Origin of the sequence: Embleya sp. NPDC050493, assembly GCF_044458105.1 — a bacterium.
Lineage (GTDB): Bacteria > Actinomycetota > Actinomycetes > Streptomycetales > Streptomycetaceae > Embleya.
In genome coordinates this window covers 36331-57915 of record NZ_JBITHP010000012.1, presented here as the reverse complement: position 1 = coordinate 57915, position 21585 = coordinate 36331, and the positions used below count along the sequence as shown (strand labels likewise).

Sequence of the window (21585 nt, the reverse complement as noted above, 5' to 3'; positions counted from 1 at the left end):
AGTGACCGACTTCGTGCTCGTCATCTCGACGACACCCCCTACCGCACCCGCACGCGGGGCCGGCCCGCGCGCAACCGATGTCCACCGGATCACAGGGACGTGCGATCCGATACCGCTTGGTTAGCGGGCACAACCTTGGCCGTAATCGCTCGAATGCGCTACCGACGCGTGTCGGTCGTTACAAGATCACTCACGGTGACGATTCGGTGCGAATTGTGCTTCCTTCAAGCCTTGAACAATCAAATCGTTATCTTGTCGCACTGATTTCACGTTGTGGACCCATTCCCCTGCTTATTCGTGTCACCTAGGCTCCCAACCCAACACCTCGTCAGCAGATTCGAGTCCTCCGTGCAGGGACGGAATCGGATCCCCTCCATCGGACGGTCCACATGAGTTCGACCACCACAGAGGCGCCCGGCTCCTCCTCGTCACCGACACCGGGATCCGACACCGGCGCCGAGCCCACCGGATACAGGCTCGGTCCGCTCTACGCGACGCTGCCCCTCGCCAACATCGCGCTGTACATGCTGTGGCTGGGCGTGGGGGTCTACCTGCTCCCGACGCAGGTCATCCACATCAAGGGCGTTCCCGACCAGGAAGCGCTCAAGTGGCCGATCTTCTGGGGCGCCCTGTTCGCCACGATCGGCAATCCGCTGTTCGGCAAGCTGTCCGACATCACCCGGTCCCGGTTCGGCCGGCGCTCGCCGTTCATCCTGTTCTGCGCGCTCGTCGGCGCCGCCGCCCTGTGCTTCCAGGCCAACGCGAACTCGATCGCGGTCGTGGGTCTGACCTGGGGTGTCATCCAGTTCATCATGAACGGCTACCAGGCCGCGGTGACCGCGGTCATGCCCGACCGGGTGCCGGCGGGCAAGTACGGCAGGTTCTCCGCCCTGATCGGCCTGGGCATCCCGGTGGGCACGATCGTGGCCTCGCTGCTGCTGGCCGGCGTCGACCTGAGCATGATCGGGATCGACAGCCGTATCGGCGGGTTCGACGGCAGGTTCGCCGATCCGGCGGACGGCGGCGCCAAGGGCTTCTACCTGATCGCCGCCGTGCTCGTGGCGGCCGCGGTGATCTTCGTGATCGTCAGCCCGGACAGGTCCACCAAGGACATGCCGCGCGAGAAGTTCGAGTTCGTCTCGTTCGTCAAGGGCTTCTGGGTCTCGCCGCGCGAGCACGCGGACTTCTTCATCGCCCTCGTCTCGCGCCTGGGCGTGATGCTCGGCTACATGGTGGTCCTGCAGTTCAACTTCTTCATCCTGTTGATGTACATCAAGATCCCGCAGAACGAGGTGCTGTCCAAGCTCGGCACCCTCACCGTGATCAACGCCGTGGTGACCATCGTCGCGGCGATCGTGATCGGCCCGATCGTGGACCGGGTCGGCCGGGTCAAGCCGTTCGTGGTCGGCGCGGGCGCCGGCGCCGCGCTGTCCCTGATGATCCCGCTGATCTGGGCCACCGAGGACGGCATGATCGCGTTCCAGATCGCCAACGGCCTGTTCTTCGGCATGTACATGGCCGTCGACATGGCGCTGATCACCCAGGTGCTCCCGCGTCCGCAGGACGTCGGCAAGGACATGGGCCTGATCAACATCGCCAACGCCGGCCCGCAGATCGCCGCGCCGTTCCTGGCCCCGTTCCTGGTCGACGACCTGGACTTCGGCTACGAGGGGCTGTTCGCCTTCGCCGCCGCCATATCCCTGCTGGGCGCGTTGCTCGCGCTGCTGGTCAAGCGGGTGAGGTGACTCCGCGCACCACACACGCCGACGGGGCGGACCGGATCACCGGTCCGCCCCGTCGGTACCTCGGTGCCCGGTCGCGGCCCGGTCGGGTCGACTCCCGTCCGCGGCGCCCTCGGCTCGCCGCCGACGGTGCGGGACGGCGACCCGGCCGACCTGCGCGGGTCGCGGCAGCGCGGACGCGGGGCCGCGACATCACCGACGTGCGCGGGCGCGACACCGCCGAGAGGTGCGCGGGCGCAACACCGCGATGTGCGCGAGACCGTGGCGCCACCCATGTACAAGGGCCGCCGCCGCAGCCGACGTCCACGGGTCGCGGCAGCGCTCACGTGTGCGCGGTCGCGCCCGCACTCACGAGCGCCGGATCTCGCCCGCCGTCCAGCGGCCGGTGAGCAGGACTCCCATGTCGTCCCACGTGTCGTCGATGAGTCGGGCCAGGCCGGCGACCTCCAGCACCTCGCCCTCGATCCACTCGTCCATCGCCACCCGCATCACCGAGTGGTACAGGGTCACCAACAGCGCCGGCCGCCGATCGGTGCCCGGGGTCAGGCCCTCGCGCCGGGCGATCTCCTCGGCCATCCGTCGTTCCGACTCGATCATGTTGCGCAGCGACGCGGCCAGCAGGACCGGGGTGTCCTCGATCAGCCGCCGCATGTGCAGGAACTCCCGGCCCGCGCCGTCGCGTTCCTCGCCGGCGACCCGGGCGAACACCTCGGTGCCCGCGCGGCGCAGGGCGGTCAGCGGCGCCTCGTCCGCCGGGCGACTCGTGAGCGCGTCCAGGAACAGCGCCTCGAACTCCATCGCCCGGGCCAACGCCACCTCCTCCTTGCCCGCGAAGTAGCGGAAGAAGGTGCGCCGGGACACCTCCACGGCGGCCACGATCTCGTCGATCGTGGTGGCGTCGTACCCCTTGCGCAGGAACAACTCCTGCGCGGCGTCCACCAGTGCCTCGCGCGTGCGTTCCTTCTTGCGCTCCCGCAAACCCGTCGTGGTGCCGGCCGTGTCCCGCACGTTGGGTGATCCTCTCGTTCGTCTCTGCACAGTATGACACTTGCCACTGCGTGCAACTTGAGTGATTTGGCTATATGGCACCGTGTGCCATATCGTTCGATGGCTCGGTTCGGCGGTGGAACACGGATGGATGTAGGGGACGCATGAGTCAGACTTCGACGGCGGCGACATCGGACGCACTCCCGCCGGCCCCCTCGAAAAACTCCGTGCGCAAGGGCATGCAGGGGCACCCCTGGCTCACCCTGCTGGCGGTCGCCTTCGGCGTGATGATGGTGGCCCTGGACGGCACCGTGGTCGGCATCGCGAACCCGGCCATCTCCAAGGACCTGGACGCCTCGCTCGCCGACCTGCAATGGGTCACCAACGGCTACCTGCTCGCGCTCGCGGTGTGTCTGATCCCGGCCGGCAAGCTCGGCGACCGCTACGGCCACAAGACGATCTTCCTGATCGGCGCGGCCGGCTTCGCGGCCACGTCGCTGATCATCGCCTTCTCCCAGTCGGTGACGATGCTGATCGCCTTCCGGGTGCTTCAGGGTGTGTTCGGCGCACTGCTCCAGCCCACGGCGCTCGGCCTGCTGCGCAACAGCTTCCCGGGCGACAAGCTCAACATGGCGATCGGCATCTGGGGCGCGGCGATCTCCACCGCGACCGCGGCCGGCCCGATCGTCGGCGGCCTGTTGGTCGAGCACGTCAGTTGGCAGTCGGTGTTCTACATCAACGTGCCGATCGGCGTACTGACTCTGGTCGTCGGCATCTGGGCGCTCGCCAACAGCCGGGTGGCCGGCGCGAGCAACCGGATCGACTACCCCGGTGTCGTGCTGCTCTCGGTGGCGATGTTCTGCCTGGTGTGGGGTGTGATCAAGAGCGGCGAGAAGGGCTGGGGCAGCGCCTACACGCTGAGCTTCATGGCCGCCGCGCTGATCCTGCTCGCGCTGTTCGCGCTGTGGCAGACCAGGGCGCCCGAACCGCTGATGCCGATGGTGATGTTCCGCAACCGGTCGTTCTCGATCGGCATCGTGCTGATGATCTTCATGGCCTTCGCGATGTTCGGCGCGATGTTCTTCATCACCTTCTACCTCCAGGGCGTCAACGGGCTCAGCCCGACGGAGACCGGTGTGCGGATGTTGCCGATGTCCGTGGTGATGATGATCGGTTCGCCGATCGGCGGCTTCGCGATCACCAAGCTCGGCCCGCGCATCCCGATCATCGCCGGCCTGGCGCTGTCGGCGACCGCGATGGCACTGCTGGCCCGCCTCGGCGAGGACGCGAGCTTCGGCGCCACCATGCTGCCGTTCGTGCTGCTGGGCTTCGGGCTCAGCCCGATCATGGTCGGCGCGACGGACATCATCGTCGGCAACGCCTCGCTGGAGTTGTCCGGCGTCGCATCCGGTATCCAGCAGGCCGCGATGCAGGTCGGCGGCGCCCTGGGCACCGCGGTGCTCGGCGCGGTGGTGGCGGCCAAGGTCTCCTCGGTGCTCCCGGACCGGTGGCCGACCGAGGCGGGCACCTACGACGAGTTGCCGCACGGGCGGCGCGAGGCGATCGAGGGGTCGGTCGCGCAGGGGTTCCCGCCGGTGGACCCGGCCACCATGAACGAGCGGACCATGGACGCCGTCCGACACGCGTCCGACGTCACCTTCCTGGACGGCATGCAGCTCGCCTTCACCATCGCCGCGATCACGATGGCGATCGGGATCGTCCTCGCACTGTTCGTCCGGCAGGGTGAAAAGCGGGAGGGCGCGGTCGCCGTGCACGTGTAGGGCATGATCGACCGGAGCATCATCCGTAGGCCGTGGTCGTGGGCAAGACCGTCGCGCCGTTCCCGATCAACATCGGGGACGGCGTTCCGGTTTGCCCGGCAAATTAGACAGGTATTCTTACCTCGTGCAGCAAGACACCTCCTCCGAGTCCGAACTGGTGACGTTGCTGGTCGGCGCCGTGCGCGGAATCAGTCAACTGTTCTCCGACCGCATGACGGCCGCGGGCTTCGACGAGATCCGGCCCACCCACGGCTTCGCGCTGACCCTGGTCGGCGAGGGCGGCACCACCGCGACCGAGCTGGGGCGCCGGCTGGGCATGACCAAGCAGTCGGCCGGCGAGGTGGTCTCGCACCTCGCGCGCCACGGCTACGTCGACCGCAAGCCCGATCCCGCCGACCGCCGGGCGCGCCGGATCACCCTCACCGAGCGCGGGCGCGAGTGCCTGCGGGTGATCTGGGCCGAGCTGTCCGGGATCCAGGGCGCATGGACGAAGGCGGTCGGCGACGACGGCGTCGAGGTGCTCAAGGAAGGTCTACGCGCGGGCATGCGCCAACTCGGCGCATCCGGCGAACTGCCCGACAACCTGAGCCAGGCGTGGTGGTGGCGGGAGAACTAGTGCCGCACCCGGCACTGGGGTCCGTCTTCGATTGCCCGCCGGGCGGTGGGTTCGAGTGTTCGCCGGTTTACAGTGGCGGCTCGAAGTCGCGGCGGCGGGCGATGTAGGTGTCGGTGATGTAGGCCAGTTCGATCGGCTCCGCGTACTCGCCGAGGAACTCGCGTACCCGGGACAGGAATCGGGCCCTCGGCTCGACCGCCAACCCGGCTGCCACGTAGCTGAACGTCGAGCACCTCTCCACCACCTGATCGCGCGTCAGCTCGTCTCGCCAGGGGAACAGGGTGCGCTCGGCCGGCTCGAACCGGTCGCTGCCGTCCAGCTCGGCGCGATAGTCATGCAGTGCGTGGAAGGGCCACTCGGCCACTCGGTGCAGATGGGCGATGAACTCCTCGCTCTCGTCCAACTCGTTCCACACCATCGCCAAGGCGCCGCCCGGCCGCAGTACCCGGGCGATCTCGCGCAGCGCCTGCTCCGGGTCGAACCAGTGGAACGCCTGGGCCACGGTGACCACGTCGTACGCCCCGGCCGGGGCCGGGATGCGCTCCGCGGTGCCCGCGTACACCGGCACGCCCTCGACCACCCGGGCGAACGTCTCGCGCATCGCCGCCGACGGTTCGACCGCGGTCACGCTCGCCCCGCGCTCTACCAGCAGCCTGGTCAACTTGCCGGTACCGGCCGCCAGGTCGAGCACTCGGGTGCCCGGCCCGATGCCCGCGCCGGCGCACAGATGCTCCACCACCTCGTGGGAATAGGACGGTCGCGCCCGCTCGTACCGATCGGTGCCGTGGGCGAATCCTCGGGTGCCGAGATCGTCGGTCGTCATGTCGCGCATTCTGGCCAACGACCCGAGGCCGGACAAGGGTTCGCTCAGGGCCGGCCCAGCAGAACCGCCGCCGCGAGCACGCACGCCACGACCGAGGTGAGCAGCGTCGCCCGGATCGCCCGATCACCCGCCGCAGGGGTGCCCGCCCGGACCGCGCGGTAGACCTGGCGATGCCGCAGCAGCCCCACCGCGTACACCACGCACCCGGCCGCCATCACCGCGCATCCGGGCACCATGTACCACCAGCGGTCCGGCACGTGCCCCGCGCGCACCAGCAGGGCGCCGTTGGCGACGAACGCGAGCGCGGTGCGCGACCACGCCATCCTGGTGCGTTCCGGTTGCAGTCCCGGATCCAGCGGTGCGCCCGGCAGCCGCGCCGATCGCGACATCAGGACGCGAGCATGAGCACGACGCTCACCACGATCACGATCACCAGGCCGGTCGAGAGCACCAGCGGCAGCGCGGAGAACGGCAGCGCCCGCCCGAGCCGCATCGCCCGCTCGACCTGGTACCAGCGCCGGTACGCGGTGGCCGACAGGGTCAGCGCCAAGCCGACCAGGGTCAGGCCGAGCACGAGCCGCTGCGCGTGCGGAGCCAGGTCCGGTACCAACTGGACCACCGCGACGCCGCCCGCGAGCAACGACAGGGCGGTACGTATCCAGGCCAGGAAGGTCCGCTCGTTGGCGAGCGTGAAGCGGTAGTCGGGCTCGTCCCCGATCTCCCGCAGCCGGGAGCCCTTGTGCTCGGATCTCATGATCTTCATTATCGGCATTCGATCATGACCCGATCGTCGCGACTCCGCCGGACCCGGGAAAGCCGACGAGCCGCCTCCCCCGTGACGGGGCAGGCGGCTCGATGCAGTCCCGGAAGCGGGCCGGCGCGGCTAACGCAGCAGCGTCGGCTTGAGCTCCTTTATCCGCGCGAGCAGGCCGTTCACGAAGGCCGGCGACTCGTCCGTGGAGTATTCCTTGGCGAGTTCGACGGCCTCGTCGATGGCCACGACGTCGGGGACGTCGCTCTCCCAGAGCAGCTCGTAGATGCCCAGGCGCAGCACGTTGCGGTCCACGCCGGGCATGCGGTCGAGCGTCCACCCCACGGCGTAGGTGCCGATCAGGTCGTCGATCCGCTTGCGGTGCTCCTGGACGCCCTCGACCAGTTGCATCGTGTAGTCGGCGACCTGCGGCTCCGCCTTGTCGGCCTGGAAACGGCCGACCCAGTCCGCGAGGATGGTCACCGGGTCGACGCCGCGCTGGTCGGCTTCGAACAGGATCTGCAAGGCGCGCTTCCGGGTCTTGCTACGGGCACCGGCCACTAGCTGTTCACGCGGCCCAGGTAGTCACCGGAACGGGTGTCGACCTTGACCTTCTCGCCCGTCGTGATGAAGAGCGGAACCGCGATCTCGAAGCCGGTCTCCAGCTTCGCAGGCTTGGTGCCACCGGTGGACCGGTCGCCCTGGACACCCGGCTCGGTGTACTCGATGAGCAGTTCGACGGAGGCCGGCAGCTCGACGTAGAGCGCCGAGCCCTCGTAGATCGCGACGGTCGCCTCGAAGCCTTCGAGGAGGTAGTTGGCGGCGTCGCCGACGGTCTCGGGCGAGATCGGCAGCTGCTCGTACGTGTCCGTGTCCATGAACACGAAGTCGGTGCCGTCCTTGTACGAGAACTGCATGCCGCGCTTGTCCACGGTGGCCGTCTCGACCTTGGTGCCGGCGTTGAAGGTCTTGTCCACGACCTTGCCGGAGAGGACATGCTTGAGCTTCGTACGAACGAACGCGCCGCCCTTGCCGGGCTTGACGTGCTGGAACTCGACGACGGACCAGAGCTGGCCATTGTCGAGCTTGAGCACCATGCCGTTCTTCAGGTCGTTGGTCGTGGCCACGAGTGTGGTGTCTCCTGCGTGCTTCCGGGACCGGATGATCGCGCGTCGGACGGGACTGGTATCGATACCGCCCGCTACAGGACGAGCAACTCCTTGGTCGTGATGGTGAGTAGCTCGGGCCCGCCGTCTTCGAGCGGACGAACCACAAGGGTGTCCTCGATGCGGACACCGCCTCGGCCCGGGAGATAGATCCCCGGTTCGACGGTGACCGGCATGCAAGCGTCCAGCTTACCGGTCGCCGTCGGACCCAGATGCGGGTCCTCGTGGATCTCGAGCCCGACGCCGTGACCGAGGCCGTGTTTGAAGAATTCCAGGTAGCCGGCCTGCTCGATCACCTCGCGCGCGGCCCGATCCACCGCGACCGCCTCGACGCCGGGCGCGAGTGCCTCGCGGCCCGCCTTCTGGGCGGCGAAGACCACGCCGTAGATCTCCTGCTGCCAGCCGGCCGGCTCGGTGCCGATCACGAAGGTGCGGGTCATGTCGGCGTGGTAGCCGCGGTAGCGGGCACCGAAATCGATCTTGAGAAAATCGCCGTCCTCGACCCGGCGGTCGCCCGGATCGTGGTGCGGGATCGCCGAATTCGGCCCGGTGGCCACGATGGTCGGGAAAGCCACCGCGTCGGCGCCGTGATCGGCCATCCGCCGCTCCAGCTCCATCGCGATGTGCCGCTCGGTGCGCCCGACCAGGATCGACTCGATCATCTCGCCGAGCGCCCGATCGCCGATCTCGCAGGCGATCCGCAGTGCGGCGATCTCCGCCGGGTCCTTGATCCGGCGCAGATCCTCGACCACCCGGCCGAGCCCGACCAGCGTGGCGGCGGCGCTCTCCTCGGCGAGCACGGCGCCCAGGGCGCGGTACAGCTCGACCGTGACGTGCTGCTCCTCGATCGCGAGCCGGACCGCCCCGGCCGCGGCGGCGCGCCGGGTCAGTGCCTGCGCGCAGGCCCGCTCGACGAGCAACTCCACGCCCGGCGCCTCCTCGCTCGCCTGCTGCGCGTACCTTCCGTCCGTGCACAACACTGCGCCCGAGTCGGTGGAGCCCTCGCCGGCCGCTCCCGGGGTGTACACCAGCAGTGCCGCGTTCGAGCCGGTGAAGCCGGTCAGGTAGCGCACATTTACGCGATTGGTGATCAGGGCGACATCCGCACCGGCACCGGCCAGGCGGGAACGCAGCCGATCACGGCGTTGAGCATGGGCCTCGGGCATGAATTCAGCGTAGTGCCGCGAGGTGGGGCGAGCCCGGCGCGACTCGGCGCACTGCATCGTTCGGGCTCCGGACTGCATCGTTCGGGCTCCGCGCTGCATCCTTCGGGTTCCGTGTTGCCTCTTTCGGGCTCAGAGGAGGGCAATCGGGTGATGTCCGGACAACGAGCGACATTCGGCCCTACGCTGCCTGCGAGGGGGTGTACTTCAGTGGAAATCAGCGGTAATGACGCAACTCGCTCCGCGCCGGTGAACGAGCTGCTGGTCCGTCAGATCAGGGCCGCGGCCGGGCGATACCTGGCATCCGAGGCGGCTCGTGGCGAGATCGATCGGCGGCGCGCCGAGGGCAGGCGCTTCCCGGACGAGGACGATCGGCTGCAGCTGCGCGCGGCCCGGTTGGTCGAGCAGAACGAGGTGCCCGGGCAGGTGTTGCTGGCCACCTCGCCCGAGGAGAGCGGCCCCCGGTTGGCCGAGCGGATCATAGGAGCCACCAACGACCTCCAGAGCCTGAACTTCCTCGCGCGCGGGCTGCGGGCCGCCGCGTGCGTCGCCCGGATCTGGTACTCCACGGGCGGGCCTGTGCAGCCGCAGGCGACCGGCTTCCTGGTCGCGCCGAGCCTGTTGTTGACCAACCATCACGTCTTCCCGGACACGGCGACCGCGGGCGCCGCGTTCGCCGAGTTCGGCGCGGAAATGGGCATCGACAACGACCTGCCGGTGCACACCACCCGCTTCGCCCCCGACCCGGACACGCTGTTCCTGACCGACGAGGACCTCGACTTCACCCTGGTCGCGATGCGACCGGGCGGCGACGGCCGGCCGCCGGGGCAGATCTTCGGGCACATCCGGCTGATCGCGGCCGAGGGCAAGCTCGTGGTGGGCGATCCGGTGAACGTGATCGGCCACCCGGACGGGCGGCTCAAGGAGATCGCCATCCGGGAGAACCGGTTCACCCAGCGCTTCGACGACTTCCTCCAGTACGAGACCGACACCGAACCGGGCAACTCCGGCTCACCGGTGTTCAACGACCAGTGGGAGGCGGTCGGGCTGCACCACAGCGGTGTGCCCGCGCACGACGCCGACGGTGTGGTGCTGAACGTGCAGGGCCTGCCGTGGCAGCCCGAGCAGGGGTTGGCGCAGATCAAGTGGATCGCCAACGAAGGGGTGCGGATCAGCGTGATCCTGGCCCGGCTGGGGGCGCTGACCACGAACGACGCGCAGCGGGCGCTGCTCGCGCAACTTGGTGCCGGGTCGGGTCTGGGTTCGACACCGACGGTGCGCACCGGTGTGCCCGCGCCGCGCGCGCCGGTGGAGGCCGCCTCCGGCATCGAGGCGGTCGCGGTGACCGGGGTGGCCGGGCGGCCGGATGCGTTCGGCGGTCGGGTGCGGCTGGTCTTCGTGCACGGGCGCAGTCAGCAGGGGCACGATCCGGCGCGGTTGCGGCGCAGTTGGGCGGCGGGGCTGAACAGCGGGCTGACCATGGCGGGGCTGCCGACGGTGGATCCCGAGGATGTCTGGTTCCCGTTCTACGGCGACCGGCTCGTCGAGGTGCTGGAGGCGGCGCTGCCGATCGAGGCGCCGCTGTCCGCGTCGGCGCAGGGGCTGTACGAGCAGTTGCTCGACGAGGCCGCGCGGCGGGCCGGGATGCCCGCCGCGGGGCAGGTCGCGGTGACCGAGAGCATCTGGGACCACGTGGTGGGCACGGTGCACGAACCGCTGGGCTGGATCGCCGCGCACACCGGGGTGGACCGACTGGTGATCCGGGCCGCGTTTCGCGACGTCGCGGCCTACCTGGATCGGGACGACACCCGTGCGGCGGTGCTCGATCAGGTGTCGGCGGGGCTGCCCGGGTCCGGTCCGCTGGTGCTGGTCGCGCACAGTCTGGGCACGGTGGTCGCGATGGATCTGCTGACCCGGCTGGGCCCGCAGTTGCCGGTGGCCGGGTTGATCACGGTGGGCAGTCCGCTGGGCATGGACACCGTGTACTCGCGGCTGCGGGGTGGCGGGGCGCAGTTGCCGCCGATCGCGGGGCCGTGGTTCAACGCGTGGTGCCCGAGCGATCCGGTGGCGATCGGGTGTCCGCTGGCCGACGACTGGAGCGGGCTGGGCGCGGAGTGCACGGTGGCCAATCCGCATGATCGCGCGCACGACATCGGCGCGTATCTGGCGCATCGGGAGGTGGCCACGGCGATCGGGCGGTTGTTGGGGTGAGCCGGGCGGCTCGCCCGTGGGCCGGGCGGCTCGCGGGTGGGCGGAGCGGGGGGGGGGGGGGGGGCCCCCGGGGGGCCCCCCCCCCCCCGCCCGGTCAGCCGTCGATCTCCTCGGCCAGCGCACGCAGCGCGAGCCGGTACGAGCCGATGCCGAAGCCGGCGACGGTGCCGCTGGCGACCGCGGCCACCACGCTGGTGTGCCGGAAGCTCTCGCGCGCGTACGGGTTGGAGATGTGCACCTCGATGAACGGCGCGGTGCGCTGGGCGACCGCGTCGCGCAGGCCGTACGAGTAGTGCGTGAAGGCGCCGGGGTTCATCACCACCGGGATGCGGCCGTCGGCGGCCTCGTGCATCCAGCGGATGATCTCGCCCTCGTCGTTGGTCTCGCGAACCTCGACCTCGAAGCCGAGTTCGGCGCCGAGCCGCTCGCACTCGGCGACCAGGCCCTGGTAGGAGGTGGCGCCGTAGACGTCGGGTTCACGGCTGCCCAGCCGACCGAGGTTGGGGCCGTTGAGCACGAGCACCCGGCGCGCGCTCACGCGGACACCTCGGCGTAGGCGGCGACCAGGAAGGTCGGGTCGGGGGCCTCCAGGACGACCGGCTTGGCCAGGCCGTCCAGGACGATGAAGCGCAGCATGTCGCCGCGCGACTTCTTGTCCACCCGCATGGTCTCCAGCAGCTTGGGCCACGCGTCGCCGCGGTAGGTCAGCGGCAGCCCGACCGAGGCGAGCACGGTGCGGTGCCGGTCGGCGGTCGCGTCGTCGAGACGACCGGCGATTCGGCCCAACTCGGCCGCGTAGACCATGCCCACGCTGACCGCGGCGCCGTGCCGCCACTTGTAGCGCTCGGCCTTCTCGATCGCGTGCGCCAGGGTGTGGCCGTAGTTGAGGATCTCCCGGCGGCCGGCCTCCTTGAGGTCGCCGGAGACGACGTCGGCCTTGACCCGGATGGCGCGGGTGATCAATTCGGCGGTGTCCCTGCCCTGCGGGTCGCGCGCCGCCTGGGGGTCGGCCTCGATCAGGTCCAGGATCACCGGGTCGGCGATGAAGCCGGCCTTGATCACCTCGGCCAGGCCGCTGACGTAGTCGTTGCGGGGCAGCGATTCCAGCGTGGCCAGGTCGGCGAGCACGCCGGCCGGCGGGTGGAACGCGCCGACCAGGTTCTTGCCCTCGGCGGTGTTGATCCCGGTCTTGCCGCCGACGGCCGCGTCGACCATGCCCAGCAGCGTGGTGGGCATCGCGATCCAGCGCACGCCGCGCAGCCACGTGGCCGCGACGAAGCCGGCGAGGTCGGTGGTGGCGCCGCCGCCGATGCCGACGATCACGTCGGAGCGGGTGAAGCCGGTCTGGCCCAGCACCGACCAGCAGTACGCCGCGACCGCGACGTCCTTGGCCTCCTCGGCGTTGGGCACCTGGATCGCGATCGCCTCGTAGCCCTGCGCGGCGAGGTCCTCGCGGACCGCCTCGCCGGTGGCGGTCAGCGCCTCGGGGTGCAGGATCGCCACCCGGCGGGCGGACGTGCCGATCAGGCCCGCGAGTTCGCCGAGCAGGCCGGTGCCGACGAGCACGTCGTACGGCTCCGCGGTGCCGCCGACGCGGATCCGCACGGGCTCGGAGTGGTTGCCGCTCATGGATTCACGTCTTTCTCGGGCTCGGTCCGCCCGGATCGGGCCGGGTCGGGGGCGGTCTGTTCGACGAGGCCCAGGCCGACCCGGATCTCGGCGGCCACGTCCTCGGGGGTGCGTCCCGCGGTGTTCACCGTGAGGGCCGCGACCTCGGTGTACAGCGGTCGGCGCTGTTGCATCAGCTCGCGCCAGCGGGCCCTGGGGTTGCCCACCAGGAGCGGGCGCGGCGCGTCCAGGCCCACCCGCTTGACCGCGTCGGCGAGGTCGACCTCCAGGAAGACCACCCGATGCCCCTTCAGCAACACGCGGGTGGCGTCGTCCATGATCGCGCCGCCGCCGAGGGCGAGCACTCCGGCGTGGCCGGCGAGCGCCGCGGCGACCGCCTCGTGTTCGAGCGTGCGAAAGTGCGCCTCGCCCTCGTCGACGAAGATGTCCGGGATCGGCTTGCCGGCGCGCTCCTCGACGTCGGCGTCGGTGTCGCGGAAGCCGACCCCGTGCGCCTTGGCGAGCACCAGGCCCACCGTCGTCTTGCCCGCGCCGGGCGGTCCGACCAGGACCACCAGTGGGCGGGCTCCCCCGTCCTCGATGTGCACCGTCTCGCTGTCCGCTGCGTCCCCGATGTCCGCCATGGCGCTACCGAATCTCCAGCGCGTCCAGGTAGCCGCGCACGTTGCGGGTCGTTTCGGCGACCGAGTCGCCGCCGAACTTCTCGGTGACCAGGTCGGCCAGCACGAGCGCGACCATCGCCTCGGCCACGATGCCGGAGGCCGGCACGGCCGCGACGTCGGAGCGCTGGTGGTGCGCCTGCGCGGGCTCGCCGGTGCGCACGTCGAACGTGGCCAGCGCGCGGGGCACGGTGGCGATCGGCTTCATCGCCGCGCGCACGCGCAGCACTTCACCGGTGGACATGCCGCCCTCGACGCCGCCGGAGCGGTGCGAGGTGCGCTTGGCGCCGTCGGGGGTGTTGACGATCTCGTCGTGCGCCTTGGAGCCGCGCACGCGGGCCAGTTCGAAGCCGTCGCCGAGTTCGACGCCCTTGATCGCCTGGATGCCCATCAGCGCGCCCGCGAGCCGCGAGTCGAGGCGGCGGTCCCAGTGCACGTGGCTGCCCAGGCCGGGCGGCAGCCCGTAGGCGAGCACCTCGACCACGCCGCCGAGGGTGTCGCCGGCCTTCTGCGCGTCGTCCACTTCGGCGACCATCGCGGCCGAGGCCTCCGGGTCGAAGCAGCGGACCGGGTCGGCGTCCAGGCGCGCGGTGTCGTCGGGGCCGGGGAACACGCCGGCGGGCGCCTTGGCCGCACCGAACTCGACCACGTGGCTGACGATCCGGATGCCGGCCACCTGCTCCAGGAACGACTTGGCGACCGCGCCGAGGGCGACCCGGGCGGCGGTCTCGCGCGCGCTGGCCCGCTCCAGGATCGGCCGCGCCTCGTCGAAGCCGTACTTCTGCATGCCGGCCAGGTCGGCGTGGCCGGGCCGGGGCCGGGTCAACGCGGCGTTGCGGGCCTGCGCGGCGAGCAGTTCGGGGTCCACCGGGTCGGCCGACATGACCGTCTCCCACTTGGGCCACTCGGTGTTGCCGACCATGATCGCCACCGGGCCGCCCTGGGTGCGGCCGTGCCGGACGCCGCCGAGGAAGGTGACCTCGTCGCGCTCGAACTTCATCCGCGCGCCGCGCCCGTAGCCCAGCCGGCGGCGGGCCAGCGCGTCCGCGACCAGGTCGGTCGTGATGGGCACGCCGGCGGGCAGCCCCTCGAGGGTGGCCACGAGTGCGGGGCCGTGCGACTCCCCGGCGGTGAGCCAGCGTAGGTTGCCCACGAATGCTCCTTCTTGCGCTTGCCGCATACCGCGTCCGGGGAACGGCGCGGGGGCTGTCCTGGATGCGCCCGGCGGATGTCCACCCGAATCCTTTCATGCCCGCGGCGACCGATCATCGCCGCGTCCAGGTGTCGGACAACCGCCCCGCGAGTGCACCTCGTCTCACCAGGCGAGATGCAATCGGGACAACTCGGCGCCGCACAACACCCCGCCGAGCGCACCGAGCAACAGCCACGGTCCGAACGGCAGCCGACTGTCCCGGCGTACGCGGCCCGCCGAGATCAGCGCCCCGGCGGTGAGCCCGGCCAGCAGGAACGCCAGGAACGCACCGGTGACCAGCACGCCCCAGCCCAGCCAGGTCAGATGCAGGCCGAGCACGCCCGCGAGTTTGACGTCGCCCATGCCCAGGCAGCCGCGGAAGAGCACGGCCAGGCACAGGTGGTAGCCGGCCAGCGTGACGCCGCCGAGCAGGGCCCGTCGGTAGGCGGTGAAGTCGCCCAGTGCGAGCGACTCCATGCCCAGCAGGGTCAGTCCGGTGGCCAGCGTCACCAGCAGCACCGGGTCGGGCAGCCGCAGCGTGCGCACGTCCACGACGGCCAGGGTGACCCCGGCGACCGCGAGCACCAGGAACGCGAGCAGATCCAGGCCCGGCCCCAGCCGCCAGGCCAGCAGTGCGCACACCAGGCCGGTCAGCGCGGCGAGCGGCAGCGGACCGTATCGCCCGGTGCCGGCGACCACCGGTTCGGCGACCGGGGAGGGTGGCCCCGGTCCGGCGCCCTGGGCGAGCAGCAGGTGGATGGGGCGGGGCAGACCGAACCCGGCGACGAAGCCGAGCAGCGCACAGGCGAGAGTGAGTCCGAGGAACACGCCAGTGACGATACGCAGAATCGACTCCCGGTCACGTTCCGTCGTCCCCAGTGTCGATCCGATGATCGGAAGAATCCGGCAGCCTGGGGACGACGGATTAGACCGAGCACGCGCCGGCGTGCCCGGCCTCGGCCCGCCGACCGGGCGGACCGGCCGGCAGGGCGGCACGGCGGCACCCGAACAGCCCGCCCGAACTCACCCCGCACGCCCGGACCCGGGCGACCGACTCGCGCCGATCACTGCCGGCCGCTCGCAACCGTCCGACCGCCACCGCCGGATCGCCGCCGACCGATCGCCATCGTGCGGAGCGGCGCCGGCCGATCACGACCGCCCGATGACGGCCGACCGCTCGATGCGACCCCGCGCGCTCGAGCCCGCCCGCTCAGCCCCGTCCCGCCAACGCCGCCTCGCCCGCCGCGCGCATCGCGGCCAACGGACCCGGCCGGCCGGTCATCAACTCGACCTGCAGCACCGCCTGGTGCACGAGCAGATCCAGCCCGCCCACCACCGTGCCGCCCGCGTGGCCCCACGCACCCGCGAGCGCGGTGGGCCACGGGTCGTACACGACGTCGAAGAGCACGCCGACCCCGGCGGGCAGCACCTCGATCGCGAGGTGGTCGACGGCGCCCTTGGGCGTGGTCGCCACCACCAGCGGTGCCCGCAGCGCCTCGGCCGCCTCGGTCCACGGGCGCACCCGCACCGCGACGCCGAGCCGCTCGCCCGCGGCCCGCATCTCGCGGGCCCGTTCCTCGCCCCGCACGTACACCCGCACCGGCCCGTCGGTGATCTCGCGCAGCGCGGCCAGGGCCGAGGTCGCGGTGGCGCCCGCGCCGAGCACGGCCGCCGACTCGACCCGGTCCACGCCGCGTTCACGCAGTGCCGCGACCAGGCCCGGCACGTCGGTGTTCTCGCCGAGGCGCCGGCCGTCGGCGGTGCACACCACCGTGTTCACCGCCTCCACGTCGCGCGCGACCGGCCCGATCTCGTCGAGCAGCGGCCGGATCGCCCGCTTGAGCGGCATGGTCAGCGACAACCCGGCCCAGGACGCGTCCAGTTCGGCGACGAAGCCGGGCAGGGCCGCCTCGTCGATCTCGAACGCGTCGTAGGACCAGTGGGTCAGGCCCAGTTCGGCGTACGCCGCCCGGTGCAATACCGGGGACAGCGAGTGCCGGATGGGCGAGCCGAGCACGGCGGCCCGGCGCGGGGTGGCGGGTGCGTCGGTCACTGGCCGGGGTGCTCCTTGATCCAGGTCTGGAGCTTGCGGTTGGACTCCTGGAACTCGGCTTCCGTCTTGGAGAACTCGGTGGTGCCGACCACCGGGTCGATGGTCACGAAGTACAGGTAGTTGCCCGCCGGCGGCGCCAGCGCCGCGTCGATGGCGGCCTTGCTGGGGTTGCTGATCGGCCCCGGCGGCAGCCCCTTCTTGACCCGGGTGTTGTACGGGTTGCTCGTGTCGTTGAGTTCCTTGTTGGTGAGCTGGACGTTGCTCTTGCCGAGGTAGTAGTTGACCGTCGAGTCCAGACCCAGCGTCATGTTCTTGCCGAGCCGGTTGTAGATGACCTGGGCCACCTTGCCCTTGTCGTCGGTGGTCTTGCCCTCGGCCTCGACCAGGCTGGCGATGATGATCATGTCGTAGGGCGACTTGCCCATCGCCTGAGCCTTCGCCGTCAGACCGATCTTGTCGTACTCCTTGACCGCCCTGGCGACCATCTCCTTGAGCACCACGAGCGGGTCCATGCCGGGCGCCGCGACGTAGGACGCGGGGAACAGGAAGCCCTCGATGTTGCCCTTGGCGTACGGGGGAAGACCGAGCGAGGGGTCCTTCGCGGCGGCTTCGACCTTCTCCTTCGGCACCTTGAGCGTCTTCGCCAGCGAGTCGAAGACCTGCGCGGAGCGCGCGCCGGGCTTGAGGATGTAGTCCTGCTTGTTCTTCGGGTTGACCAGGATCTCGAAGGCGGCCTTGGCGGACATGTGCTTGGCCATCGTGTAGGCGCCGGGCTGGATCTTGGACGCGCGCTGGTCCTTGTCCTCCCGGGCGACCTTGGTGAACGCCTCGACGCTCTTGGTGACCCCGACCCGCTTGAGCTCGTTGGCCATCTGCGGGGTGGCCCAGCCCTGCTTGATCTCGACCACGAGCGAACCCGAGCCGTTGCCGCTGTAGTCCGGCGGCGGGCCGAAACGGTCCTTCAGGAAGCCGTAGGCCCAGTAGCCACCACCGCCGACGACGGCGAGGACGATCACGAGCGCGAGCGAGACCGCACAACCGCTGCGGTTCTTCTTCTTGCGGCCCCGGCCGCGCCGGCCGCCCCGTGAATTGTCGTCCTTGCCCCGTCGCCGACTGCGCGGCTCCGACTCCATGCGCAGTCCGAGATCGCTCATGCCGTGGGCCTTTCAGAGTCGGAGACGGACCCGGCCGGGGCGGGAGAAACGGCCAGGCCCGGAGGACGTCCGGAACCACGCTCGGTGTCGAGCGCGTTTTGCAGGATCACGATCGCGGCCGCCTGGTCGACGACACCGCGGGCCTTCTTGGCCTTCACGCCGGATGCCTGCAGACCGCGGGTCGCGGTGACGGTGGTCAGCCGCTCGTCGACCAGGCGCACGCCGATCGCCGGGTCGAGCGCGACGACCAGTCGGCCGGCGAACAACCGGGCCTTCGCCGCCGCGGCGCCCTCCTTGCCGGAGAGCGAGCGCGGCAGCCCGACCACGACCTCGATCGCCTCGTACTCGGCGACGATCTCCAGGACTCGGGCGACGTCGCGCTTGCCCGCGGGCACGGTCTCCACCGGAGTGGCGATCAGACCGTGCGGGTCGCTGGCCGCGACGCCGATCCGAACGTCTCCCACGTCGACCGCAATTCGTACTCCGCGTCTCAAGGTCGGCTCTCCGTCACAGGCTCTGCGTCACTGAACTATTCGGGCACGACGCCCCGTCATACAAGTCCCCCGGTGGTAGGGGAGTCCGGTTCCAGACTTCCACACACACCGGGGGAACGAGGGTAGGGGACGCCTCAGGAGGCGCGTTCGGCGACTGTCCGGGTGACCGCGGCCAGCGCGTCGGCCACCTTGGTCGGGTCCGAACCGCCGCCCTGGGCCACGTCGTCCTTGCCGCCACCGCCGCCGCCGAGGGTCTGCGCGGCCACGCGGACCAGTTCGCCCGCCTTGACGCCGCGCTCGCGCGCGGCCTCGTTGGCGGCCACCACGACCATCGGCTTGCCGTTCACGACCGACACGACCGCGACCGCGGCCGGGCGCGCCGCGAGCCGGCCGCGTACGTCCAACGCGAGCTTGCGCAGGTCGTCCGGCGTGGTGCCGTCCGGGAGTTGCGCGGTCGCCAGCGCGACGCCGTGCACGTCCTGCGCGCCCTCGACCAGACCCGCGGCGGCCTGGAGCACCTGGGCGCCACGCAGCGCCGCGATCTCCTTCTCCGCGTCGCGCAGCTTGGCCATGATCGAGGCGACCCGCTCGGGCAGGTCCTCCGGGCGGCCCTTCACCACGTCGGTGAGCTGGTTGACGATGGTGTGCTCGCGCGCCAGGAAGTTGTACGCGTCGGTGCCCACCAGCGCCTCGACCCGGCGCACGCCGGCGCCGATCGAGGATTCGCCGAGCAGCTTGACCAGGCCCAGTTGGGCGGTGTTGTGCACGTGCGTGCCGCCACACAGTTCCTTGGAGTAGTCCCCCATGGTGACCACGCGGACCCGGTCGCCGTACTTCTCGCCGAACATCATCACGGCGCCCTGCTTCTTCGCCTCGTCCATCGACATCACCTCGGCGGTGACGTCCAGGTCGCGCGCGAGCACCTCGTTGATCTTCTGCTCGACGTCGGTGAGCACGCTGCCCGGCACCGCGCCGGGTGCGCCGAAGTCGAACCGGAAGCGGCCGGGCGCGTTCTCCGACCCGGCCTGTGCCGCGGTCGGGCCGAGCGCGTCGCGCAGCGCCTGGTGGGTCAGGTGCGTCGCGCTGTGCGCCCGGGCGATGGCGTTCCGCCGGTTGGTGTCGATCTGGGCCGACGCCTGGGCGCCGACCAGTACTTCGCCGACCTGGACCCGACCGCGGTGCACCGTGACACCGGCGACCGGGGTTTGCACATCGCGAACCTCGACCACGGCGCCGGTGTCCAGCCGGATCCGGCCGGTGTCGGCGAGCTGGCCGCCGCCCTCGGCGTAGAAGGGGGTGCGGTCGAGCACCACCTCGACCTCGTCGCCCTCGTGCGCGGCGGGCGCGGGCACGCCGTCCACGAGCAGGCCGACCACGGTCGCCTCGTCCGAGGTGTCGTGGTAGCCGGTGAACACGGTGCCGCCGGCCGCGTCCGCGACCTCGCGGTAGACGGAGAGGTCGGCGAGCCCCTGCTTGCGCGCCTGGGCGTCCTTCTTGGCCCGCTGCCGCTGCTCGTTCATCAGTCGGCGGAACCCGTCCTCGTCGACCGCCAGGCCCTGTTCGGCCGCGATCTCCAGGGTCAGGTCGATCGGGAAGCCCTCGGTGTCGTGCAGCAGGAACGCCACCTCGCCGGGGAGTACCGCGGAGCCGGAGCTCTTCGCCTTGACGATCGACTCGTCCAGGAGCGCGGTGCCCTCCTGGAGTCGGGCCAGGAAGCGCTTCTCCTCGGCCACCGAGACGGCGTCGATCCGCTCGGCCTCCTCGATCAGGTTCGGGTACTGCGGACCCATCGCCTTGATCGTGGTCTCGACCAGGTCGTGCAGCGTCTCGCCCTCGGCGCCCAGCAGGCGCATGTTGCGAATCGCCCGGCGCATCATCCGGCGCAGCACGTAGCCGCGGCCCTCGTTGCCGGGCACCACGCCGTCGCCGATCAGCATCACCGCGGTGCGCACGTGGTCGGCCACCACGCGCAAGGACACGTCGTTCTTGTGGTCTTGGCCGTAGGTCTTGCCCGCGAGGTCGGCGGCGCGGTCCAGGATCATCCGCGACGTGTCGATCTCGTACAGGTTGTCGACGCCCTGGAGGATGCACGCGAGGCGCTCCAGGCCCAGGCCGGTGTCGATGTTCTTCGCGGGCAGCTCGCCCAGGATCGGGTAGTCGTCCTTGCCGGTCCCGGCGCCGCGCTCGTACTGCATGAAGACCAGGTTCCAGATCTCCAGGTAGCGCTCGCCGTTGACGGCCGGGCCGCCCTCCTCGCCGTAGGCGGGGCCGCGGTCGTAGTTGATCTCCGAGCACGGGCCGCACGGACCGGGCACGCCCATCGACCAGAAGTTCTCCGACTTGCCCAGGCGCTGGATGCGCTCGGGCGGTACGCCGATCACGTCCCGCCAGATGCGCTCGGCCTCGTCGTCGTCGAGGTAGACGGTGATCCACAACTTCTCCGGGTCCAGCCCGTAGCCGCCGTCCTCGATCGAGTTGGTGAGCAACTCCCAGGCGAGGCCGATCGCGCCTTCCTTGAAGTAGTCGCCGAACGAGAAGTTGCCGCACATCTGGAAGAACGACCCGTGCCGGGTGGTCTTGCCGACCTCTTCGATGTCCAGGGTGCGCACGCACTTCTGCACGCTGGTGGCGCGCTTGAAGCTCGGCTTGACCTCACCGAGGAAGTACGGCTTGAACGGCACCATGCCGGCGTTCACCAGGAGCAGCGTGGGGTCGTCCGCGACCAGCGAGGCCGAGGGGACGACGGTGTGTCCGCGCTCTTCGAAAAAGCGCAGCCAGCGCTTCCGGATCTCTGCCGATTCCATCAGCTGCCGTCCCTTCGGTCGTACCTTGCTTTGCCTTCGTACAGCTCACGCGGGTCGTACAGATCACGCCCGTCGTGCCAGTCTTCGTGCGGTTCCCGGGTGCCGGGCAACACGCGCCGCACCGGGGCGGGCGGCAACGACGCGGCGGCCACGTCCGCGCCGATGGCGCGGTACAGCTCCTGCTCGCGTTCGGCCATGCCCGCGCGGATCTCGTCCGCGAAGTACTTGATCGCCTCGCCGATGCCGGTGACATTGTCGGCGACGCCCTCGGGCGTGTACTTGTACGCCTTGTCCTTGACCTTGCGCGCGGCCCAGACGCCGGCGCCGGCGCCGACCGCGATCCAGAACAGCCTCGCCATT

General features: G+C 70.7%; 21 protein-coding genes. 4 read left to right on the top strand and 17 right to left on the bottom strand.

What is annotated here, in order from left to right; genetic code table 11:
- Window positions 1-389: 389 nt before the first annotated feature.
- Window positions 390-1745: an MFS transporter gene (locus ACIBM5_RS23280; RefSeq protein WP_396008578.1), complete on the top strand. Its 1356-nt coding sequence runs from the start codon at window positions 390-392 to the stop codon at window positions 1743-1745.
- 345 nt (window positions 1746-2090) lie between these two features.
- Here the strand turns inward: ACIBM5_RS23280 and ACIBM5_RS23275 are convergent, their stop codons facing one another.
- Window positions 2091-2750: a TetR/AcrR family transcriptional regulator gene (locus tag ACIBM5_RS23275; protein WP_396008577.1), complete on the bottom strand. Its 660-nt coding sequence runs from the start codon at window positions 2748-2750 to the stop codon at window positions 2091-2093.
- Window positions 2751-2893: 143 nt separating this feature from the next.
- On the opposite strand from ACIBM5_RS23275, the gene ACIBM5_RS23270 reads away from it, so the two are divergent.
- Window positions 2894-4510 (top strand): MFS transporter, encoded by a 1617-nt coding sequence (locus tag ACIBM5_RS23270; RefSeq protein WP_396008576.1) that lies wholly within the window; start codon window positions 2894-2896, stop codon window positions 4508-4510.
- 124 nt (window positions 4511-4634) lie between these two features.
- Complete coding sequence (locus tag ACIBM5_RS23265; RefSeq protein ID WP_396008575.1) at window positions 4635-5126, top strand: MarR family winged helix-turn-helix transcriptional regulator; 492 nt, start codon at window positions 4635-4637, stop codon at window positions 5124-5126.
- A 67-nt stretch (window positions 5127-5193) separates the two neighbouring features.
- On the opposite strand, the gene ACIBM5_RS23260 is transcribed toward ACIBM5_RS23265, so the two are convergent.
- From ACIBM5_RS23260 to ACIBM5_RS23235, 6 genes are all read right to left on the bottom strand, one after another.
- Complete coding sequence (locus tag ACIBM5_RS23260) at window positions 5194-5949, bottom strand: class I SAM-dependent methyltransferase (RefSeq protein ID WP_396008574.1); 756 nt, start codon at window positions 5947-5949, stop codon at window positions 5194-5196.
- A 44-nt stretch (window positions 5950-5993) separates the two neighbouring features.
- Window positions 5994-6338: a DUF202 domain-containing protein gene (locus ACIBM5_RS23255; protein WP_391587535.1), complete on the bottom strand. Its 345-nt coding sequence runs from the start codon at window positions 6336-6338 to the stop codon at window positions 5994-5996.
- Window positions 6338-6703 carry a YidH family protein gene (locus tag ACIBM5_RS23250; protein WP_396008573.1) on the bottom strand — a complete coding sequence of 122 codons (366 nt, stop codon included), beginning with the start codon at window positions 6701-6703 and terminating at the stop codon, window positions 6338-6340. Before ACIBM5_RS23250 ends, ACIBM5_RS23255 begins: the two co-directional genes overlap by 1 nt.
- A gap of 129 nt (window positions 6704-6832) precedes the next feature.
- Entirely contained in the window at window positions 6833-7261 is a 429-nt protein-coding gene (gene nusB, locus ACIBM5_RS23245) for a transcription antitermination factor NusB (RefSeq protein WP_355535936.1), read from the bottom strand.
- Window positions 7261-7827 carry an elongation factor P gene (efp, locus tag ACIBM5_RS23240; protein WP_020551770.1) on the bottom strand — a complete coding sequence of 189 codons (567 nt, stop codon included), beginning with the start codon at window positions 7825-7827 and terminating at the stop codon, window positions 7261-7263. Before efp ends, nusB begins: the two co-directional genes overlap by 1 nt.
- A 74-nt stretch (window positions 7828-7901) precedes the next feature.
- On the bottom strand, window positions 7902-9032 hold the full coding sequence (locus tag ACIBM5_RS23235; RefSeq protein ID WP_396008572.1) for an aminopeptidase P family protein: 1131 nt from the start codon (window positions 9030-9032) through the stop codon (window positions 7902-7904).
- Window positions 9033-9278: 246 nt separating this feature from the next.
- Between ACIBM5_RS23235 and ACIBM5_RS23230 the strand changes: the two genes are divergently transcribed.
- Entirely contained in the window at window positions 9279-11240 is a 1962-nt protein-coding gene (locus ACIBM5_RS23230) for a trypsin-like peptidase domain-containing protein (protein WP_396008571.1), read from the top strand.
- A gap of 94 nt (window positions 11241-11334) precedes the next feature.
- Here ACIBM5_RS23230 and aroQ read toward each other — a convergent pair whose 3' ends face one another.
- The 10 genes from aroQ to ACIBM5_RS23180 all read right to left on the bottom strand — a co-directional run bounded on the left by aroQ (window position 11335) and on the right by ACIBM5_RS23180 (window position 21584).
- Window positions 11335-11778 carry a type II 3-dehydroquinate dehydratase gene (aroQ, locus tag ACIBM5_RS23225; protein ID WP_391587539.1) on the bottom strand — a complete coding sequence of 148 codons (444 nt, stop codon included), beginning with the start codon at window positions 11776-11778 and terminating at the stop codon, window positions 11335-11337.
- Window positions 11775-12869, bottom strand: coding sequence for a 3-dehydroquinate synthase (gene aroB, locus ACIBM5_RS23220; RefSeq protein WP_396008570.1), 1095 nt, complete (start codon window positions 12867-12869; stop codon window positions 11775-11777). The genes aroQ and aroB overlap by 4 nt, the downstream gene beginning before the upstream one ends.
- Window positions 12866-13492, bottom strand: coding sequence for a shikimate kinase (locus ACIBM5_RS23215; RefSeq protein ID WP_391587541.1), 627 nt, complete (start codon window positions 13490-13492; stop codon window positions 12866-12868). The genes aroB and ACIBM5_RS23215 overlap by 4 nt, the downstream gene beginning before the upstream one ends.
- A gap of 4 nt (window positions 13493-13496) precedes the next feature.
- Entirely contained in the window at window positions 13497-14681 is a 1185-nt protein-coding gene (gene aroC, locus ACIBM5_RS23210; protein WP_391587542.1) for a chorismate synthase, read from the bottom strand.
- Between the two features lie 162 nt (window positions 14682-14843).
- A complete protein-coding gene (locus ACIBM5_RS23205; protein WP_396008569.1) occupies window positions 14844-15548 on the bottom strand; it encodes a prepilin peptidase in 705 nt (234 codons plus the stop codon).
- Between the two features lie 382 nt (window positions 15549-15930).
- On the bottom strand, window positions 15931-16773 hold the full coding sequence (locus ACIBM5_RS23200) for a shikimate dehydrogenase (RefSeq protein WP_396008568.1): 843 nt from the start codon (window positions 16771-16773) through the stop codon (window positions 15931-15933).
- On the bottom strand, window positions 16770-17927 hold the full coding sequence (mltG, locus tag ACIBM5_RS23195; RefSeq protein WP_396008567.1) for an endolytic transglycosylase MltG: 1158 nt from the start codon (window positions 17925-17927) through the stop codon (window positions 16770-16772). Before mltG ends, ACIBM5_RS23200 begins: the two co-directional genes overlap by 4 nt.
- The gene (ruvX, locus tag ACIBM5_RS23190; protein ID WP_396008566.1) at window positions 17924-18421 is read right to left on the bottom strand and encodes a Holliday junction resolvase RuvX; all 498 of its coding nucleotides are present in this window, start codon (window positions 18419-18421) and stop codon (window positions 17924-17926) included. The genes mltG and ruvX overlap by 4 nt, the downstream gene beginning before the upstream one ends.
- A 134-nt stretch (window positions 18422-18555) precedes the next feature.
- On the bottom strand, window positions 18556-21225 hold the full coding sequence (gene alaS / locus ACIBM5_RS23185; RefSeq protein WP_396008565.1) for an alanine--tRNA ligase: 2670 nt from the start codon (window positions 21223-21225) through the stop codon (window positions 18556-18558).
- Window positions 21225-21584 carry a DUF6167 family protein gene (locus ACIBM5_RS23180; protein ID WP_391587548.1) on the bottom strand — a complete coding sequence of 120 codons (360 nt, stop codon included), beginning with the start codon at window positions 21582-21584 and terminating at the stop codon, window positions 21225-21227. Before ACIBM5_RS23180 ends, alaS begins: the two co-directional genes overlap by 1 nt.
- Between the last annotated feature and the right edge of the window lies 1 nt (window position 21585).

Coding starts and splice junctions, on each gene's coding strand:
- alaS (WP_396008565.1), bottom strand. CDS start 21,225: ATGGAATCGGCAGAGATCCGGAAGCGCTGGCTGCGCTTTTTCGAAGAG.
- ACIBM5_RS23180 (WP_391587548.1), bottom strand. CDS start 21,584: ATGGCGAGGCTGTTCTGGATCGCGGTCGGCGCCGGCGCCGGCGTCTGG.
- ACIBM5_RS23270 (WP_396008576.1), top strand. CDS start 2,894: ATGAGTCAGACTTCGACGGCGGCGACATCGGACGCACTCCCGCCGGCC.
- ACIBM5_RS23215 (WP_391587541.1), bottom strand. CDS start 13,492: ATGGCGGACATCGGGGACGCAGCGGACAGCGAGACGGTGCACATCGAG.
- ACIBM5_RS23235 (WP_396008572.1), bottom strand. CDS start 9,032: ATGCCCGAGGCCCATGCTCAACGCCGTGATCGGCTGCGTTCCCGCCTG.
- ACIBM5_RS23260 (WP_396008574.1), bottom strand. CDS start 5,949: ATGACGACCGACGATCTCGGCACCCGAGGATTCGCCCACGGCACCGAT.
- ACIBM5_RS23255 (WP_391587535.1), bottom strand. CDS start 6,338: ATGTCGCGATCGGCGCGGCTGCCGGGCGCACCGCTGGATCCGGGACTG.
- ACIBM5_RS23280 (WP_396008578.1), top strand. CDS start 390: ATGAGTTCGACCACCACAGAGGCGCCCGGCTCCTCCTCGTCACCGACA.
- ACIBM5_RS23250 (WP_396008573.1), bottom strand. CDS start 6,703: ATGAGATCCGAGCACAAGGGCTCCCGGCTGCGGGAGATCGGGGACGAG.
- aroB (WP_396008570.1), bottom strand. CDS start 12,869: ATGAGCGGCAACCACTCCGAGCCCGTGCGGATCCGCGTCGGCGGCACC.
- mltG (WP_396008567.1), bottom strand. CDS start 17,927: ATGAGCGATCTCGGACTGCGCATGGAGTCGGAGCCGCGCAGTCGGCGA.